Genomic DNA, 16684 nt, shown 5'->3' with positions numbered 1-16684 from the left:
TTATATAGTTGAAACTTTATATTCGTGAATTTTGACCCTGCCATCTCTAGTAATGGCAACTTTCCAAGTTTCCTTCACATTCAAATCGATAAAGCCATCGTGATAAGTATCGGCTTTAAGATTCACTGTCAAGTCAACTTTATAATAGTCATCGTGTTTATTTATGCTAATAGATTTAATTATATGCTCATTATCGGGCTTGATTAACTTCTTAATCTCTTTATACCATTCGCTAAATCCTTCATGGCCGATATATTCTCCTTCAACAAATTTCAATTTGGCTTGCTTATCCAAATGATGATTGAAGTATCCATCGTCAGCCATTTTGTCAAAATGAGCAAACCAATCTTTGACAAACTCATTAATCATATGCTCCGGAGCTGTGCTTTCCAAGTCATCTAGGATTTTGACCAATCGATCCGCTTGTTTCGCGGCTCTTTCCTCAACAGCCTCTTTGGTATTGTACACATTCGGCACGTATACCATTCCATGTTCATAAACCGGCGCAAGAAAGGTCATCTGAGCAAGATAAGCCGTTTGCTCCATAGGCTTGGTGAATTCCTCTATTCTAAAGTGATTGTAGCCAATAGGTGAGTAGGAGTCCGCAGGGCCGCCAACCGTAAAGCTTAGCAGGAAATTCTTGCCTTTGAGTTTGTCGCCTTCAGGTCCATAAGCGAAATTGAAGCTAAAAACTTCGTCAAACCATTGCTTAAGTATTGCGGGCATATTGTACCAATAAAAAGGGTACTGGAAAATAATCGTATCAGCTTCCATCAAAGCAAGTTGCTCCGCTTCAATATCCACCTTATAATCAGGATATAAATCCATGATATTCCTCACAGACACTCCTTTATCGGACATGATTTCCGCTATATTTTTATTTGCTATCGACTCATCCAAATTAGGATGAGCAACGATCATCAGTGCATTCATCTTATTCTATATTTAGTTGTACATACAATTTATATTCATAAAAAAGCAATTCATCTAAGAACTACTTTGTTTCTATATCTTTATTGGCCTGATAAATATCTTCCGTCAACTTAACAGCAAATTCTTCACCAAGAACATCGCAATACTTTTTGTACAAATCAGACAAAGCCTGATCAATCAGCACTTTTTGCGCTATTCCTTCACTGGTAGGGTAGATAAAAGAGTTTCTGCCTTGTTGTTCTTTTCGCACGTAATTCATTGTCAACAATTTGTCGATGAATCTCGTCATGGTCGAAGCTTTCAGATTCATTTGTTGGCTCAACTCATTTTGACTAAGTCCGGGTTTCTCAATAAGCATCAACATCAGATAGCCATAAGAAGGCGACATTCCCGTTTTTCGAAAAGACTCTTCAGCCATAGCATTGATATAACGCGAAAAAGAATTCGCCGCAAAATACAGACAACTTCTATGATATTTTTCCAGTGATTCGCTCATTGTTTTATTCTTTTGATGTTGCAAATGAAATAAATATTAGTTGTACATGCAAGTATTTTAGTGAAAACTTATTCCATCACATCACTGACAAGCTTGGATTGTCGCGCAAATAGTTCTCAATATCCACTTGTTCTTCGCTTCTTATGAATTGTATCTTCTTGTAGCTTCTGAAAAGCCTTATTTCGATAATATTCATTTTGAATTTCAAAATCGTAAACGACCAATCATAATAGTCAAAGGAAGAGTCCAAAGGGTTTTCTTCAGCGACATAATCCTCTACCGATTTAAAATAATAATGCAACGCATCGTTATAGCTTTCAAACTCAGCTTCCTCAATATAATACGCTCTTCCATTTTTTATCACACTTGCCTTTCGAGTGAACTTCCCGTATTTCAACTGCCTGTCCGAGCCTTTGAATATGACAGCTAAACCCACAAGCGCGCAAATTAGCAATAGTTCCATATCAATCATATTATAAGACAAGCCTCATTCAAGACTTGTCTCTACATTAAATATTGTTGACTAACCCTTCAAAGCGTCAGCGATTGACTGCCTCAGATTAGTGGTAGGTCGACCAATCAAAGAAGACAGTTGCTTGCCTTCATCAAATAAATCTCCCTTGGATGTTGACACATGCGAGCTCGCCAAAAATCCAGCTAAATCCGTCGGCAATCCAGCACCTAACAATGCGTTTCTATATTCTTCTTCTGGCAGGTTTACATATGGAATCTGTTGAGCTGACTGCTTGGACAACTCTTCCGCAAAATCAGAAAGAGTAAAGTACTCGTCTCCAGCCAATTCGTAAATTTTCCCCTCGTGTCCTCCAGAACTAATAACCTTAGCGGCTGCTTCCGCGTAATCAGCTCTTGAAGCCGAAGAGATTTTTCCATCATCCGCGCTTCCATACAGAGTGCCAAGTGACAAAATATCAGCTATTGACACTGTATAATTTTCAGTATACCACCCATTTCTCAAGATAACATAAGGTACTCCGGAAGAAATTAAAGCTTTTTCGGTTATTTCATGCTCATCCGCTATAACTATGCTTGTATTGTCAGTTCTCAGTAAGCTTGTGTACACCAGCAATTTCACTCCAGCGTTTTTTGCAGCCTCAATGACCCTTTGATGTTGCTCGGCTCTCTTGCCAAATTCATTTCCTGAAACTAAAAGCAATCGATCAATATCCTCCAATGACTTCTCTAGGCCTTCAGTCTTGTTATAATCGAACTCTCTAACTTCTACATTCAAATCCCTAGCCTTGTCAACTGACCGTGCCAATGCGACAATATTTTCAGCGGGCATCACCGACTGTAACTTTTCAATGATTATTCTACCCAATTGCCCTGTGGATCCTGTTACCGCGACTTTCATAATATTATAATTTTAGGTTAAAAACTTACTCTTGATAATTATTAGTTATTTAATTACTTTTGGTAAGTCAAAGGTATGTAGTTACTTTTTGTTAGTCAAGAACTTACAGCCAAGTGCCTTGCTTACCTGAAGGTTAGAAATGCGAAAAACAAGCAGTTATGAATAAAAAAATTCTTGAAAAATTTGGCGATTCTGAAAATTGCCCGATCAGAAATATATTGGATAGAATAGGAGACAAGTGGTCAATGCTTGTATTACTGCTTCTCAACGAAGAAAAAGTTCTTCGATTCAATGAAATGCATAAATACATAGGCACAATATCACAAAAAATGCTATCAGTGACTTTAAAATCTTTGGAAAGCGATGGACTTGTGCAAAGAACCGTTTATCCTCAAGTGCCACCCAAAGTGGAATACCAACTGACTGAACGAGGCTTATCTTTGATTCCTCACTTGCAAAAGATCGCGGAATGGGCTAAGCAAAATTTTTCAGCTATAACTAAGTCCAGAGATGAATTTGCGAAAGTATCATAGAAAAATAAAAAGGCCGTCGATACTGACGGCCTCGCACTGCTAATGAAATTTATGCCCTGAAGAATATTCCATGGCTTCTCCTTTCCCAAATCCAAAACTAACTCCGAATATCACGGATCGCCCTCTTTGACGCATCTCGTATAAATAAAACGCGTCAGTAGAAGACTCTGATTCATAAACTCTTGATGCGAAAATGTCTCTGACGCTCAAGTTCAAAACAGCTTTGCCTTTTAAAATCTTTTTACGCACCCCCATATCAGCAGTCATAAAAGAAGCTCTAGTTGACTGTACTGTTTGAACATCCGATCGATACATACCCGTGAGTTCCACATCAAAATCCTTTGGCAATTTCAATTTGGTCTTCAAACGAGCTCTCCACTGGTCAGACTCAAAATTAAAGTTCATTTCTTCCCAAGTTCCTGTTCTTTTAAAATAGTTATAATTAAAACCTCCGATAAACACCAACCACTTAAATGGAGTATAATCCATATTGAACTCAGCTCCCACAGCACTATTGTCGCCCACATTTTCAGGCTTGGATATACTTATTCCATCTTGGTATGTCAAAATATCCTCGATAACATCAGTTGTAAAACGATGATAGACCCCTAGGCTAAATGAAAAATCATTGTGTTTGTATATGGTTGTAAACTCATAAGAATCCGTATACTCCGGGGTAAGGTTTGGATTACCCATGCTAACATTATAGACATCTCTAATATTCACAAAAGGATTCAAATCCCACAAGCTTGGTCTTGTTATTCTACTCGAATAACCCGCCTGCATAGACAAGTTATCGTTGAATTTATATGAAGCATGCACACTTGGAAAAAAGTCCGTAAAGTTCTGATTATTTACTTCATTCGTATTCTTGAGCTCTGTGTCCAAAGCTGTGTTTTCCATACGAACACCCATTTTCAGTCCAAACTTGTCTCCTTCATATGAAGCAGATGAATAGACTCCAAAAACTTTTTGCATATAATCAAATACATTTGTCGCATTCTCATTAATAATCCATTCACCGTCATTATAATCGCTTAACTCAAAATCGCTCAACACATTTCCTATCTTATACTGGCTTCCAAGCTCGACTTTGACTTTTTCAGTAAAAGGGTGTGTATAATCAACACTAAAAATATACTGAGCATCCATAAAGTCCCTTATTGATCTTTGAGTCAACTCATTTCTTTCCTTAAAAACCGAACTTTGATCCTTTCCAAAAAAATCGCCAATCGCGCTAAAAAGCAAGCTTCTGTCTTCGTCACCTTCAAACGTTTTCTTGTAATGAAGCTCATATTGATATTTAGGATTTGTCGCTTCCGTATCCTCATCTCTCAACCACTCATCTTCCAATGCTCCAGTTGAAGATAAAGCTCGATAATTAAGATCCGCGTACTCGTCTTCTTGTTCGAAAGCAAATGAACCGGAAAGCGTAATTACATTATGTGGATTTATATTGTAATCCGCTCCAAGAATCAGATTGTAAAAAGTTTCATACTTGTTTCTTTCCCCCACATTCTCGATGACTTTTCCACTTTCAATATCCTTGTTAATCGTTTCAATATCATAAGGCATCAATCTTCTTCCCACGCCTATTTGCGAAAAAAGGTTCAATTTTTCTGATCTTCTATTGAGGCTAAAACCGACGCTGTGATTATCAGGCACGCCAGTATTCAATGAAACAGAACCATTAACACCTTTTCTGTCTTCTTTTTTCAATACGATATTGATAATGCCTGTTGTACCTTCCGCTTCGTACTTGGCTGATGGACTGGTAATCACCTCGATTTTTTCAATCATATCAGCAGTCAAAGTACCTAATACTGTCCCGCCTTCCTTGGCCAATACCGAAGGTTTTCCATTGATCAAAATATTTACTCCACTGCTTCCTCTCAAGCTTATTTCACCATCAATGCTAACTTCTACAGAAGGCACATTATCCAAGACTTCCAGAGCGCTTGCTCCTGTGGTGCTCAAATCAGAACCTACATTGAACACTCTTCTGTCCAACTTAAACTCTGTTTGCGACCTTTCTCCTTCCACCACCACATTCTTAAGCATTTTAGAATCTTCTTCCAGTTTGATCAAACCCAAGTCTATTGATTTTTTACCTTCGTAATTTTCATCAAAACGTTTTGAAGTGAATCCCATGAATCTAACTTCAATAAAAAAATTTGTTGCTTGAGTTAAAATTTCAAAATCGCCGCTTGGAGATGTAGTAATACCATCCAAAGTCTTGCCCGAGTCTTTGTCAATTAATAGAATTGAAGCGAATTCGATAGGATTATCGCTTCTATCTTCCACTATTTTGCCTGATATTTTCACATTGTCTTTCCCAATGCCACGCTGGGCAATCCCGCTAACTTGAACCAACAACAAAGCTAATGCTATAAAATACTTCATATATTTTGTAATTTCAGTTTGTTCAAAAATGAAAATCTTCTTAATTAATATTAAAAAAAATCTTTAAACGACTTAATTTTATAGTTAAACAACATTTCATCATTCATCCGCCATATTCCGCCGATCAAGCTTAGCAATCCTGCAATCATAGAAAAAATTCGATCAGAATCGGTAAAATTCGTATGTTTACACCATGAAAATGGATGAAAAAAGAAAGAAAATTATTTCAGAGGCAGCAGGGCAGGTATTTTTCCATGTGCTATTATTCTTCTACATGGCGGTAAATAAATTCACCAGTAAAATTGAATGGAATGAATTCTGGTTTTTTCTAAACTTCGCCACAGGGGCTTTTCTAATCAATTATATATTGCTTCCCAAATACTACTATAAAAAAAAATACGTCCATTTTGGAATTGGAGTAGCCGTCATCATCACTGCGGTCATACTTTCCGAAGAAATGCTTATCGAACAATTGATTTACCCTGATACTCGAGGCAAAGATTTCGAGCATTTTCTTTTGAATTTCCTCGACGCGATGCCTCCTATAGCCTTGCTTACCGGATTCAAATTCGCTTGGGATGGAGTCCAACAACGCCGCAAACTGGATCAGCTGGATATAGCAATGAAAGAAAGTGAATTGCAATACCTCAAAAATCAAATCAACCCTCACTTTCTATTCAATAACTTAAACAATCTCTACTCATACGCTATTGAAAACTCTTCAAAGACTCCCAGTATAATTTTAGAACTGTCTTCCGTGTTAAGATATATGCTTTATGATTGCAAAGCCGACTTTGTTAACCTCAAAGACGAGATCAAACACTTGAAAGACTTCACTAATCTAAATGAACTGCAAGTAGAGCATCGCGGCAAGGTTACGTTCTCCATCGAAAATATCACCGACAACTATCAAATTGCTCCTTTGATCTTGTCTGTATTTGTTGAAAATGCCTTCAAGCACAGTACTGCCAGTCAAACCGATAATATCATGATAGAAGTCAAAATTTCCATCTCTGATTCCGGAATACTGAACTTCGCTTGTCGTAATAGCTATCAAGAGAATACCAACAACAGCCACTTAAGTCAAGGCATTGGCTTGAAAAATGTGAAAAAACGGCTGGAGCTTCTTTATCCCAATTCCCATCACATTTCCCAATCTGCTGATGGCGACATTTATACTGTACATTTATCCATGCAATTAACCCAACTAGAATTATGATAACATGCGTCATTATTGAAGATCAACCACCAGCTCAAAGAATTCTAAAAAAATACATCGGCGATATCAATTATTTGGAACTCAAAGAAACCTTTTCAGATGCAATCCATGCTATGGAATATTTAAAGCATCATAAAGTTGACGTAATTTTTCTTGACATCCACCTTCCAAAAATATCTGGTATCGACTTTCTAAGCTTTTTGCCACATCCTCCCGCCGTGATTCTAACAACAGCTTATCCGGAATACGCGCTTAAAGGATACGAGCTTAATGTGACGGATTACTTGCTGAAGCCTTTTTCTTTTGAACGTTTCTTACAAGCAATTTCAAAACTTGACGCTGTTCGAAGTAAAAACGACTCATCACCTGCGAACATAATTCATGAAACCCCTGATACAATATTTGTCAAATCAGGCCATGAACATCTAAATATCAAACCTGAAAGCATTCTCTTTATCAAATCAGAATTGGATTATACTGAAATTCATCTAAAAGATGCCAAACATCTTACTTCGCAATCTCTAAAATATTGGTTGCAAAAACTCCCTAAAAAGCAATTTGCTCAAGTTCATCGATCATATATCGTCAATGTAACTGCTATATCAAAAGTTTCCGGCAATCAGATTTTTTTCGATGACGAGACAATTGTACCCATTGGAAGGGCTTATAGAGAAAGTTTTGTGAACGACTTTTTGCAATCATAACAAATGCAAGCGATACAATAAGTTAGCGAATAATGCTCTTATCAAGCATTTTCGCTCTCATCGCGAAGCAATCGTTTATCGCGCTCAATTTCTTCTATAAGCTCTCTTTCGGAAGGCAAATAAGGCTTGTACTTGGAAGCGAACAACTGTTCATTATCCCTCATCACAGAGTATTTGACTACTGTGTCGCTTTTGCTCGTGCATAATATGATTCCGATAGTTGGATTGTCTCCTTGCGGCTTTTTAAGATCATCAAACATTCTTCTATACATGTCCATTTGACCAATGTCTTGATGAGTAAGCTTGCCCAACTTCAAATCAAACAATACAAAGCACTTCAATATATAATTGTAAAAAACCAAATCAATGAAATAATGCTCGTCCTCTGATGATATGCGATACTGCCTTCCTACAAAAGAAAATCCCTTGCCTAACTCCAGCAAAAATGTTTCTAGGTGAGAAATCAAGCCTGTTTCCAAATCCGATTCATTCAAATTAGCCGACCGCTCAATATTCAAAAATTCGAAAACATAAGGATCTTTGATAAAATCATCAATCGTCTGAACATCCTTCGTTGCATTGCTTTCTTGCTTGGTCGACAATGTACGTTGATAATAAAAAGTATTGATATTACGTTCAAGAGCTCTTGTGCTCCAACTTTGGTCAGCGCATTCCTTCAAATAAAAATCCCTTGCTTCAGGGCTTTCAACCCTCATAATCAGTCTGTGATGGGTCCAAGTCAAATTGCTACGCAGCGCGTAACAATTCTCATTATCCGAATACGTAAGGTAAAACTGCCTGAAATTTCTCAAATTCGCTGCTGAAAAGCCCTTGCCAAATTCAGAGGTAAGCTCCTTAGACAAAGTCTTAAGCAAGGCTTCACCATATTTAGCTTTTGCTTGTCCCTTCTGCTCATGTTCAACAATCCTCTTGCCAACCAACCAATAAGCCTGAACCATTGCTTGATTTACAGCTGTGTAAGCACGTGTGCGGGCTTGTTGAAGTATGCTTTTGATATCAGCAAGAAATGGTGTCTCGGAAATTGATAATTCTTTATTGCTCATTGAATAGAGTGAGTGTTTCAGAACGAATTGATAAAATAATTAAGGCAATATACGCAACTAAACAGAATTGTTAAAAAACTACTTCGCAAAACAATTCTTAAAAGAAACGAGAGAAGTAATCAATTACTACTTGCTTCCATTTTGACTCTTTCTCATCCAGCAAAAGAATTTTAAAGTCATATTTATCGCTTTCCATCATGACGCCTTTTTGGTCATCAATATGCACATCAATTTCAAAGGCCGGAGGGTACTTTGATATGCCAAGTCCTTTTTCGTAAAGCGTTTTTCTATTCAATTTCTCATTAATAATAAAATCAGGCTTTAAGCCGTAAGCTAACATCCAGCAATAAATTTTCATTTGAGACCTATACGAAGTAGTATAAATGCCAACTTGACAATTATTGGCTTTAAGAAAATAATAAACATCCATAAAACCTGCTCGCATCGGTTCAATACCTAATACTTTATGAAGAATAGATCTTGAGTAGGTTGGAAATACAAAACTCAATGGAATCAGTGTGCCATCTAAATCAAAGGACACTCTCATTGGCATAACTTTTCATTATTTCCAATAAATCTTCGGTTGAAACAACCGTTGCAAATTCATCATTCAAAGAACTTAAGGCTGTTGCATGAATCGTCTCGCTGTCAAAATGTTCTCCATTTATCCCTTTTCTATCAAAAGTAGCGCAGGCATCATGAGCGACAAAAACTTCAAAACCATAATTGCCAGCCATTCTTGTTGTCGTGGAAACGCAATGGTTCGTGGTTAACCCTGCGATAAATAATGTCTTAATGCCTTGATCATCCAATGCAGCCTTCAAATCAGTCCCTATAAAAGCGCTATTTACATTTTTTTGAATTAAACACTCACCATCATTCGGCAAAAAATTCTCAAGAAACTCATTGCCTTCAACGCCAATTCTTAAGGGAGAATTTTCCTCCAAAGAACAATGTTGCACATGAAAGATATCTATAGCGGAATCTCTGGCTTGCTCTAGCAAACTAAAAGCATTTTTTTCAGCCTGAGGATTATTTCTATTCCCTCCCCAATGAGCTTCATTTGAAAAGCCCTTTTGCATATCTATTAGTATTAATGCCGATTTACTCATAATCAATTATATTAATTTGAAGAAGCTCCTTTTTCAACTATTAAGCATGCTCAAAATAAAATGAGTAACCTAAAGTCTCCAAGACTCGTCTGTTATTCAATATAAACTAAAATATCATATAATTATGCTAATAACAACCACTAATACTATAGAAGGGAAAAAAATAACAGAATATAAAGGCATAGTCAGCGGCGAGACAATCATAGGCGCTAACATTTTCAGAGACCTTTTCGCAAGTATCAGAGATGTAGTAGGAGGTAGATCAGGCAGTTATGAGAGCGTTTTGAGAGAGGCAAAAGAAACTTCTCTCAAAGAAATGGAAGAACAAGCTAGAAAAGTTGGAGCAAACGCTGTAATCGCTGTTGACCTGGATTATGAAACAGTCGGAGCCAATGGAGGAATGCTGATGGTAACCGCTAGCGGTACAGCAATAGTACTAGAAGACTAATAATCAAAAAAGGTTGCTTCAAGTAATAAGCAACCTTTTTTAAATTGTATTAAGCTCAAATAGCTTATTTCACTTTCTCAACGGTAAAGATCAATCGATCAAAATTCACTGTGTTTTCAGCATTACCTTCTTCTTCATATAACAAGTTACCTTGCAAACTCATTTTATTTCCATAATTGACCAAATAAACACCTCCATCCGGCATATCCTTCAATTGAAAACGTTTATTATCTAAAGTGATAAAACTTCCATTCAAAATGATTTTTTTAACCCAGTGTTCTTCAGTATTAAAATCATCCATACTAATAACACTTGGATTATTATAACTCATTTCAATATTAGTTCCCTGATTGTCAATTACATTAAAAGAAATCAAATTTTGAGAAAAAGAAACCGTTGCTTGAAGCAGATCATCCGTATCAAGCCTATACTGCTCTTGATCTGACAATCCTGTCAACTGACTAAAATCATCGACTTCCACAACTTCAGAAAAATCCTCACCATCTTTCGCTTTCAATAAAAAATCCCTGCCAAACGGTATATAAAGAGAGTCTGGATCATAATCAAAATAATTCCAATATTCCTCACCATCAAAACTATAAAGAAGGTCGCCATCATAAACCAAAGAATATCTTTGAAAGTTTTCTTGATTAAATGATAAACCTAAAGTCATTACTTCTTTCACTTCGGATATATAGGTCTGGCCTGTGAAAGAGCCATTTCCGACACCTCTGAGTCTGGTATAATAATCTGTATTTGGTTTTAAGCTATCAACAACATAACTATTGGACGAACTTTCCAAACCATAGGTCTGAGTATAATCGGGATCATCGAATTTTTCTTTGTCTGTTGTTACTTGAAGCGCCCAATTCGCAGAACCAACTAACCTGTAAAACACTTGGAAAGATTGATAATTGACGTCATTGAAAGTGATAATTTCACCGCTTAAAGCATCGGGTTGAGAATCATCATCCTTGCATCCCCATAAAACGAGCAACATCAATGCTAGCACGCTCCATAATTTTCTTTTCATAGCAATATTCTTTTTATGCTTAACATTATAACTTGAAAGTAGTTCGTGCTTTTGGATCAAGAATGTTTAAAAAAGACAAATAATAGAAATCAATACAGCTTTATGAAATCATTAAAAGTCGGTCCGGTCTGCGGTCAAGTATTTGCATTGCTTTACCCTTCGCTTAACTCTCAGTCCCCACCAAGGCCAAGCTCTAAACATCATTCCTGTCCTGACTCCAAGATTATGAAAAAACCTATTCATCTCAGGCATAGATCTAGACTCTTTGGGAATAACCACATATGAGACTCCTAGGTCAGCGGAAGCATCATTGAAACACTTGTTCCACATCAACAGCCCTTTGGTATCTTTAGTGTATATCGTCCATACCTTCTTTGGCTTCGATTGTTTTTTATCAAATTTGTTTACGATAAAATTATCCGTGTTCTCTTTATTCTTTTTGAAAAACCATTGTGCTTTAAGTTCATTTCCAGAAAAAAGAAATAAAGCGATAAAAACAAAAATATACTTCGCGCAACGTGCATTTTCTTCAAAATCGAAGCAATATCTATATACATTATATATATTTGTAATATTACACATATTCATTTTTTTTAGAATAAAACTGTTGAATGAAGCATATTGTTAGTTTCGTCATAAAGCATATACCTAGAAAGTACCTTCAGCTATTTGCCCATCATGGCGCCAAAATAATGTCCTTAGGCTACCTTGGAAACAATGTAGAATGCCCCGTATGTGAGAAACATTACAAAAAATTCTTGCCTTATGGCAGAAAACCCCCTAGAGAGAATGCGCTATGTCCTAATTGCTTGGCACTGGAAAGACATAGATTGATGTGGCTATATCTAAAAGAAAAAACCAACTTTTTCACACATAAGAACAAAGTCCTTCATATAGCTCCAGAACTTTGTTTTATTAAAAGATTTGAAAGTCTTGAAAATCTAGAGTACATCACTGGTGATTTAGAATCTCCACTAGCTAAAGTGAAAATGGACGTTCATGATATTCCGTTTGATGAAAACTCATTTGATGTAGTCTTTTGCAATCATGTAATGGAACATGTGGATGATGACATACACTGCATGAAAGAAATTCACAGAGTGCTAAAGCCTGGCGGATGGGCCATAATACAATCACCACAAGACATAAATAGAGAAGATACTTTTGAAGATCCAACCATTACTGATCCTAAAGCAAGAGAAGAAGCTTATTGGCAGTCCGATCATGTTCGCTTATATGGACGAGATTATGGCAAAAGACTAGAAAAAGCTGGATTTAATGTGATAGAAGATGATTTTGTGAAAAGTTTGCCAAAAGAAAAAGTAAGTAGATTTGCCCTTCCTTCTGGGGAAATCGTTTATTTATGCCAAAAGCAAGCTTAATATTTTAACTGACAACGACATCTTTGTCGTTATGAATTATTGAAAAATGATACCCAATAAAATAAATTCAATTTGTTGCATAGGAGCTGGATATGTGGGAGGGCCAACAATGTCTGTTATCGCGCAAAAATGTCCACATATAAAGGTCACTGTTGTTGATATCAATGAAGAGCGAATCAATGCTTGGAATGACGAGAATCTAGATAATTTACCTATATACGAACCAGGATTAAACCAAGTAGTCGCAGAAGCAAGGGGTAGAAACTTATTTTTCTCTACCGAAATAGAGCAAGGTATAAAAGATGCTCAGATGATTTTCATATCGGTAAACACGCCTACCAAAACCTATGGAACAGGCAAAGGAATGGCCGCTGATTTGAAATTTGTAGAACTTTGCGCTAGACAAATCGCTCAAGCTGCTAATGAAGATAAAATTGTTGTAGAAAAATCAACTTTACCTGTTAGAACAGCAGAAAGCATCAAAAGAATATTGGAAGCAGAAGATTCTGAGCACGAGTTTGCTATTCTTTCAAACCCAGAATTTTTAGCTGAAGGGACTGCAATAGAGGATTTGCATTATGCTGACCGCATGTTGATAGGAGGGGAGAGCGATGAAAATGGCCAAAATGCTATAGAAGCGCTAGTAGATGTTTATGCCAACTGGATTCCTAGAGAAAAACTTATTACAACAAGCGTTTGGTCATCTGAGCTTTCAAAATTAACAGCAAATGCTTTTCTGGCTCAACGTGTATCATCCATCAATTCTATTTCAGCCTTATGTGAAAGAACAGGAGCTGATGTTGAAGAGGTTGCTCATGCGATTGGAATGGATAGTAGAATAGGATCCAAATTTTTAAAATCATCGGTTGGCTTCGGAGGTTCATGCTTTCAAAAAGATATTTTGAATCTGGTTTACTTATGCAGACATTTCGGATTACCTGAAGTTGCGGAATATTGGGAGCAGGTTGTGAAAATGAACGACTACCAAAAACACCGATTCGCTAAACAAATAATCGACACTCTTTTCAATACAGTTTCCGGCAAAAAAATATCTTTTCTTGGTTGGGCATTTAAGAAAGATACTAATGACACCAGAGAGTCTTCAGCAATATACGTTGCTTATGAACTATTGCAGGACAGGGCTGAAGTACACGTTTATGATCCTAAAGTAAGTTCTGATCAAATTTACAAGGACATTTCATATCTTCAAGAGCACTCTTCCTCATCACCTTATTGTAAAGAAAAGCTGCCAAAAGATTGGAAAGAATTATTGCATATACACAAAGAATCAGATCTATGTCTAAAAAATTCGCATGCAATAGCCGTTTTAACAGAATGGGATGAATTCAAAAATATAAATTGGGATTCTGTGTATGCAAACATGTACAAACCTGCATTTATTTTTGATGGCAGAAATATTCTTGATAGAGAAAAGATTGCAAAAATTGGGTTTGAAATCAAATCAATAGGAAAAGGCTAATATGAAGATATTAATCACAGGAGCAGCTGGTTTCATAGGTTTTCACCTAGCTAGAAAGCTTCTTTCCATCGGTGAAAATGTCATAGGTATTGATAATATCAATGATTATTACGAACAATCATTGAAATATGATCGGCTTAAAGAGTGTGGAATTGATAGAATAGCTATTGAGTCAAATAACAATTTAATTCAAAGCGATAAATTTCCGAATTTTTCCTTTGTTAAAATAGACATTACAGATAGAGAATCCATTGAAAAACTATTTGAAAAAGAGAAATTTGATGTAGTTGTAAACTTGGCAGCTCAAGCAGGAGTGAGGTACTCTCTTGAAAACCCTCATGCGTATGTCGATTCCAACCTTGTGGGTTTTATTAACTTACTGGAATGTTGCAGGCATAATCAAATTAAGCACTTTGTATACGCTTCAAGTTCATCCATATATGGGATGAACGATAAAATACCATTTGCTGAAGAGGATAGAGTAGACCATCCAGTGAGTTTATATGCAGCTACAAAGAAAAGCAATGAATTAATGGCGCATAGTTACAGCCATTTATATAGTTTGCCAACTACTGGATTAAGATTTTTTACCGTATACGGCCCTTGGGGTAGACCTGATATGGCTCCAATGCTATTTGCAAATGCCATTAGCCAAGGAAAACCAATTAAGGTATTTAATCATGGAGATATGGAAAGGGATTTCACGTATATTGATGATATTGTAAACGGTATAAACGAAGTGATCAAAAATCCTCCATCAAAAGATGACGACAGACCTTTCTACAGATTATTCAATATTGGCAATTCCAAACCAATTCATTTAATGGAATTCATCGAAACCATTGAAAAATCCTTAAATATTAAAGCCAAACTTGATATGTTGCCTATGCAGCCTGGCGATGTAAAACGAACGTGGGCGGATACATCCAACCTTGAAAAATTAGTGATGTACAAACCAAATACATCACTTGAAGAAGGTGTTGAAAAATTCATTAAATGGTATAAAAAGTACTATAAATAATATCAAAATAAAAAAAGCTATCTTTTAAGATAGCTTTTTTTATTTTGATATTATCTAGATGTATTACTCTATAACAAACTCAACTCTTCTGTTAATTGCTTTACTAGCTTTAGTATTATTTTCAACTCTTGACTCAGACTTACCTTTAGAGTCTACTGAAAGTCTATCTTTAGATATACCCATGTTCACTAGTTGTGAAAGAACATAATTAGCTCTCTTTTCAGACAATTTTTGATTAACTGCAACACTTCCAGTATTATCTGTATGACCTACAATTTTCACTTTCTTATTAGGATGCTCTTTCAAATAAGTGTAAACAAAGTTGATAGCAAAAGCTGCATCATCTTCAGGAACCGACTTACCAACAGGGAAATAGACCATAAGGTATTTCTTATTGATCAACTCTTCCAATTGCTTAGCGCTTCCACCTGCATTTTTAATTTTCTCGTCAGTCTGTCTAGAAACAGTAGCAACAGCTTGTTGAACATCAGCTTTGGATGCAGTATTTTTCTCAACCTCATCTTTAGCTTTTGCTATAGCTTTAGCCTCGTCGGCTTTTTGCTGCTTATCGTAATCTTCAAGAGCCTGCACAAGCATATCCTTGCTTATAAATTCTCTTCTTGCCCAATCAGCATGCTTAGCATTCTTTGACTTCTTTCCACCCAAGAAATAAGAAACACCTAATGAAACAGTTTGGTAATTGTTCTGAGGTGCTCTAGCATTTGTAATTGTACCATCTAGACTCAAATCTCCCATTGCCAAGAAAACTTGCTTAGCTGTTAAATTCAAAGCTATATTGTCAGACACTTTATAAGCAAATTGAACCCCAGCTAAAGCATTGATTCCTTTGTCTTTTACTTTTTCTGATTCTACGCCTTCAATGTCAGCTTCGAAACTATTTTGATAAACGCCTAAACCTCCAATAAAATAAACATTGAATTTATTTGCTTTTGTAGAAGCTCCTGTCAATTGTAAAATATTCACATATGCCTGAGCAGTTACATTAAAAAAGTTAGACTTAACATCAGAATAATCAAACTTGCCAAATTCTGAAGCAAGTTTCATAGAAAAAGCATCTGACAAACTATATCTTACGCCAATTTCTCCCACTAATGGTTTTAGCCCTGAAGATGGACTGTTTCCATTAATCAATCCAACAGATCCTTCAAGAGCTATTCTCTTCATCGTTTGACTCTTAAACCTGTATTTTGTAGCAACTGGATCTTGACCAGTAAATTTGCTTACATCATCTTGATTCTGCGCATTTAGATTTAAACATAACCCTAATGCCAAAACACACAACAAACTAAATTTGCCTTTCATAATTAATTAAGGATAATAATATTCCGTATAGTTAAATAACAAATATTAAAAAAATATAAGATAAAATAGATTGAGCCAAAATTATAAACAAGTAAATTAAATAACAAGCAAGTTAAGTAAAAGATTCACTATGTTTATAAATATAATATGTATTATGTTAA

General features: G+C 36.1%; 18 protein-coding genes. 7 read left to right on the top strand and 11 right to left on the bottom strand.

Annotation, left to right across the window (positions count from 1 at the left end; genetic code table 11):
* From AABK36_RS22075 to AABK36_RS22060, 4 genes are all read right to left on the bottom strand, one after another.
* A complete protein-coding gene (locus AABK36_RS22075; protein ID WP_309940972.1) occupies positions 1–933 on the bottom strand; it encodes an NAD(P)H-dependent oxidoreductase in 933 nt (310 codons plus the stop codon).
* A 61-nt stretch (positions 934–994) separates the two neighbouring features.
* Positions 995–1429, bottom strand: coding sequence for a MarR family winged helix-turn-helix transcriptional regulator (locus AABK36_RS22070; protein WP_309940974.1), 435 nt, complete (start codon positions 1427–1429; stop codon positions 995–997).
* A gap of 76 nt (positions 1430–1505) precedes the next feature.
* Entirely contained in the window at positions 1506–1892 is a 387-nt protein-coding gene (locus AABK36_RS22065) for a hypothetical protein (RefSeq protein WP_309940976.1), read from the bottom strand.
* Between the two features lie 60 nt (positions 1893–1952).
* Positions 1953–2801 carry an SDR family oxidoreductase gene (locus tag AABK36_RS22060; RefSeq protein ID WP_309940977.1) on the bottom strand — a complete coding sequence of 283 codons (849 nt, stop codon included), beginning with the start codon at positions 2799–2801 and terminating at the stop codon, positions 1953–1955.
* Between the two features lie 158 nt (positions 2802–2959).
* Between AABK36_RS22060 and AABK36_RS22055 the strand changes: the two genes are divergently transcribed.
* A complete protein-coding gene (locus AABK36_RS22055) occupies positions 2960–3334 on the top strand; it encodes a winged helix-turn-helix transcriptional regulator (RefSeq protein WP_309940980.1) in 375 nt (124 codons plus the stop codon).
* Between the two features lie 39 nt (positions 3335–3373).
* Here the strand turns inward: AABK36_RS22055 and AABK36_RS22050 are convergent, their stop codons facing one another.
* Positions 3374–5737 (bottom strand): TonB-dependent receptor, encoded by a 2364-nt coding sequence (locus AABK36_RS22050; protein WP_309940983.1) that lies wholly within the window; start codon positions 5735–5737, stop codon positions 3374–3376.
* Positions 5738–5936: 199 nt separating this feature from the next.
* Here AABK36_RS22050 and AABK36_RS22045 point away from each other — a divergent pair, with 199 nt between their 5' ends.
* Both AABK36_RS22045 and AABK36_RS22040 read left to right on the top strand, forming a co-directional pair.
* Positions 5937–6956, top strand: coding sequence for a sensor histidine kinase (locus AABK36_RS22045; protein ID WP_309940985.1), 1020 nt, complete (start codon positions 5937–5939; stop codon positions 6954–6956).
* Positions 6953–7660 (top strand): LytR/AlgR family response regulator transcription factor, encoded by a 708-nt coding sequence (locus tag AABK36_RS22040; protein WP_309940988.1) that lies wholly within the window; start codon positions 6953–6955, stop codon positions 7658–7660. The genes AABK36_RS22045 and AABK36_RS22040 overlap by 4 nt, the downstream gene beginning before the upstream one ends.
* A gap of 41 nt (positions 7661–7701) precedes the next feature.
* Here AABK36_RS22040 and AABK36_RS22035 read toward each other — a convergent pair whose 3' ends face one another.
* The 3 genes from AABK36_RS22035 to AABK36_RS22025 all read right to left on the bottom strand — a co-directional run bounded on the left by AABK36_RS22035 (position 7702) and on the right by AABK36_RS22025 (position 9836).
* Positions 7702–8724, bottom strand: a complete 1023-nt coding sequence (locus AABK36_RS22035) for a PDDEXK nuclease domain-containing protein (RefSeq protein ID WP_309940991.1) — start codon at positions 8722–8724, stop codon at positions 7702–7704.
* A 97-nt stretch (positions 8725–8821) separates the two neighbouring features.
* Positions 8822–9271, bottom strand: coding sequence for an HAD family hydrolase (locus AABK36_RS22030; RefSeq protein ID WP_309940994.1), 450 nt, complete (start codon positions 9269–9271; stop codon positions 8822–8824).
* Positions 9255–9836, bottom strand: a complete 582-nt coding sequence (locus tag AABK36_RS22025) for a cysteine hydrolase family protein (RefSeq protein ID WP_309940997.1) — start codon at positions 9834–9836, stop codon at positions 9255–9257. Before AABK36_RS22025 ends, AABK36_RS22030 begins: the two co-directional genes overlap by 17 nt.
* A gap of 124 nt (positions 9837–9960) precedes the next feature.
* Here AABK36_RS22025 and AABK36_RS22020 point away from each other — a divergent pair, with 124 nt between their 5' ends.
* Complete coding sequence (locus tag AABK36_RS22020; RefSeq protein ID WP_309941000.1) at positions 9961–10284, top strand: heavy metal-binding domain-containing protein; 324 nt, start codon at positions 9961–9963, stop codon at positions 10282–10284.
* A gap of 64 nt (positions 10285–10348) precedes the next feature.
* On the opposite strand, the gene AABK36_RS22015 is transcribed toward AABK36_RS22020, so the two are convergent.
* Positions 10349–11317: a hypothetical protein gene (locus tag AABK36_RS22015; RefSeq protein ID WP_309941001.1), complete on the bottom strand. Its 969-nt coding sequence runs from the start codon at positions 11315–11317 to the stop codon at positions 10349–10351.
* A gap of 111 nt (positions 11318–11428) precedes the next feature.
* Positions 11429–11899 carry a hypothetical protein gene (locus AABK36_RS22010; RefSeq protein WP_309941002.1) on the bottom strand — a complete coding sequence of 157 codons (471 nt, stop codon included), beginning with the start codon at positions 11897–11899 and terminating at the stop codon, positions 11429–11431.
* A gap of 29 nt (positions 11900–11928) precedes the next feature.
* On the opposite strand from AABK36_RS22010, the gene AABK36_RS22005 reads away from it, so the two are divergent.
* The 3 genes from AABK36_RS22005 to AABK36_RS21995 are packed head-to-tail and all read left to right on the top strand — an operon-like array spanning position 11929 to position 15200.
* On the top strand, positions 11929–12699 hold the full coding sequence (locus AABK36_RS22005) for a methyltransferase domain-containing protein (RefSeq protein ID WP_309941006.1): 771 nt from the start codon (positions 11929–11931) through the stop codon (positions 12697–12699).
* A gap of 46 nt (positions 12700–12745) precedes the next feature.
* Entirely contained in the window at positions 12746–14179 is a 1434-nt protein-coding gene (locus AABK36_RS22000; protein ID WP_309941007.1) for a nucleotide sugar dehydrogenase, read from the top strand.
* Between the two features lies 1 nt (position 14180).
* On the top strand, positions 14181–15200 hold the full coding sequence (locus AABK36_RS21995; RefSeq protein WP_309941008.1) for an NAD-dependent epimerase: 1020 nt from the start codon (positions 14181–14183) through the stop codon (positions 15198–15200).
* A 63-nt stretch (positions 15201–15263) separates the two neighbouring features.
* Here the strand turns inward: AABK36_RS21995 and AABK36_RS21990 are convergent, their stop codons facing one another.
* Positions 15264–16523, bottom strand: coding sequence for an OmpA family protein (locus tag AABK36_RS21990; RefSeq protein ID WP_309941011.1), 1260 nt, complete (start codon positions 16521–16523; stop codon positions 15264–15266).
* Between the last annotated feature and the right edge of the window lie 161 nt (positions 16524–16684).

It is taken from the genome of Aureibacter tunicatorum (assembly GCF_036492635.1).
In the GTDB taxonomy this organism is placed as follows: domain Bacteria; phylum Bacteroidota; class Bacteroidia; order Cytophagales; family Cyclobacteriaceae; genus Aureibacter; species Aureibacter tunicatorum.
The sequence above is the reverse complement of the archived record's forward strand: the minus strand, read 5'-3'. Positions and strand labels throughout refer to the sequence as shown.

Bases quoted from the DNA above. Each gene is read 5' to 3' on its own strand.
- AABK36_RS22065 (WP_309940976.1), bottom strand. From the start codon at position 1,892: ATGGAACTATTGCTAATTTGCGCGCTTGTGGGTTTAGCTGTCATATTC.
- AABK36_RS22035 (WP_309940991.1), bottom strand. From the start codon at position 8,724: ATGAGCAATAAAGAATTATCAATTTCCGAGACACCATTTCTTGCTGAT.
- AABK36_RS22010 (WP_309941002.1), bottom strand. From the start codon at position 11,899: ATGTGTAATATTACAAATATATATAATGTATATAGATATTGCTTCGAT.
- AABK36_RS22040 (WP_309940988.1), top strand. From the start codon at position 6,953: ATGATAACATGCGTCATTATTGAAGATCAACCACCAGCTCAAAGAATT.
- AABK36_RS22055 (WP_309940980.1), top strand. From the start codon at position 2,960: ATGAATAAAAAAATTCTTGAAAAATTTGGCGATTCTGAAAATTGCCCG.
- AABK36_RS22060 (WP_309940977.1), bottom strand. From the start codon at position 2,801: ATGAAAGTCGCGGTAACAGGATCCACAGGGCAATTGGGTAGAATAATC.
- AABK36_RS21995 (WP_309941008.1), top strand. From the start codon at position 14,181: ATGAAGATATTAATCACAGGAGCAGCTGGTTTCATAGGTTTTCACCTA.
- AABK36_RS22020 (WP_309941000.1), top strand. From the start codon at position 9,961: ATGCTAATAACAACCACTAATACTATAGAAGGGAAAAAAATAACAGAA.
- AABK36_RS22075 (WP_309940972.1), bottom strand. From the start codon at position 933: ATGAATGCACTGATGATCGTTGCTCATCCTAATTTGGATGAGTCGATA.
- AABK36_RS22030 (WP_309940994.1), bottom strand. From the start codon at position 9,271: ATGAGAGTGTCCTTTGATTTAGATGGCACACTGATTCCATTGAGTTTT.
- AABK36_RS22045 (WP_309940985.1), top strand. From the start codon at position 5,937: ATGGATGAAAAAAGAAAGAAAATTATTTCAGAGGCAGCAGGGCAGGTA.
- AABK36_RS22015 (WP_309941001.1), bottom strand. From the start codon at position 11,317: ATGAAAAGAAAATTATGGAGCGTGCTAGCATTGATGTTGCTCGTTTTA.
- AABK36_RS22025 (WP_309940997.1), bottom strand. From the start codon at position 9,836: ATGAGTAAATCGGCATTAATACTAATAGATATGCAAAAGGGCTTTTCA.
- AABK36_RS22000 (WP_309941007.1), top strand. From the start codon at position 12,746: ATGATACCCAATAAAATAAATTCAATTTGTTGCATAGGAGCTGGATAT.
- AABK36_RS21990 (WP_309941011.1), bottom strand. From the start codon at position 16,523: ATGAAAGGCAAATTTAGTTTGTTGTGTGTTTTGGCATTAGGGTTATGT.
- AABK36_RS22005 (WP_309941006.1), top strand. From the start codon at position 11,929: ATGAAGCATATTGTTAGTTTCGTCATAAAGCATATACCTAGAAAGTAC.
- AABK36_RS22050 (WP_309940983.1), bottom strand. From the start codon at position 5,737: ATGAAGTATTTTATAGCATTAGCTTTGTTGTTGGTTCAAGTTAGCGGG.
- AABK36_RS22070 (WP_309940974.1), bottom strand. From the start codon at position 1,429: ATGAGCGAATCACTGGAAAAATATCATAGAAGTTGTCTGTATTTTGCG.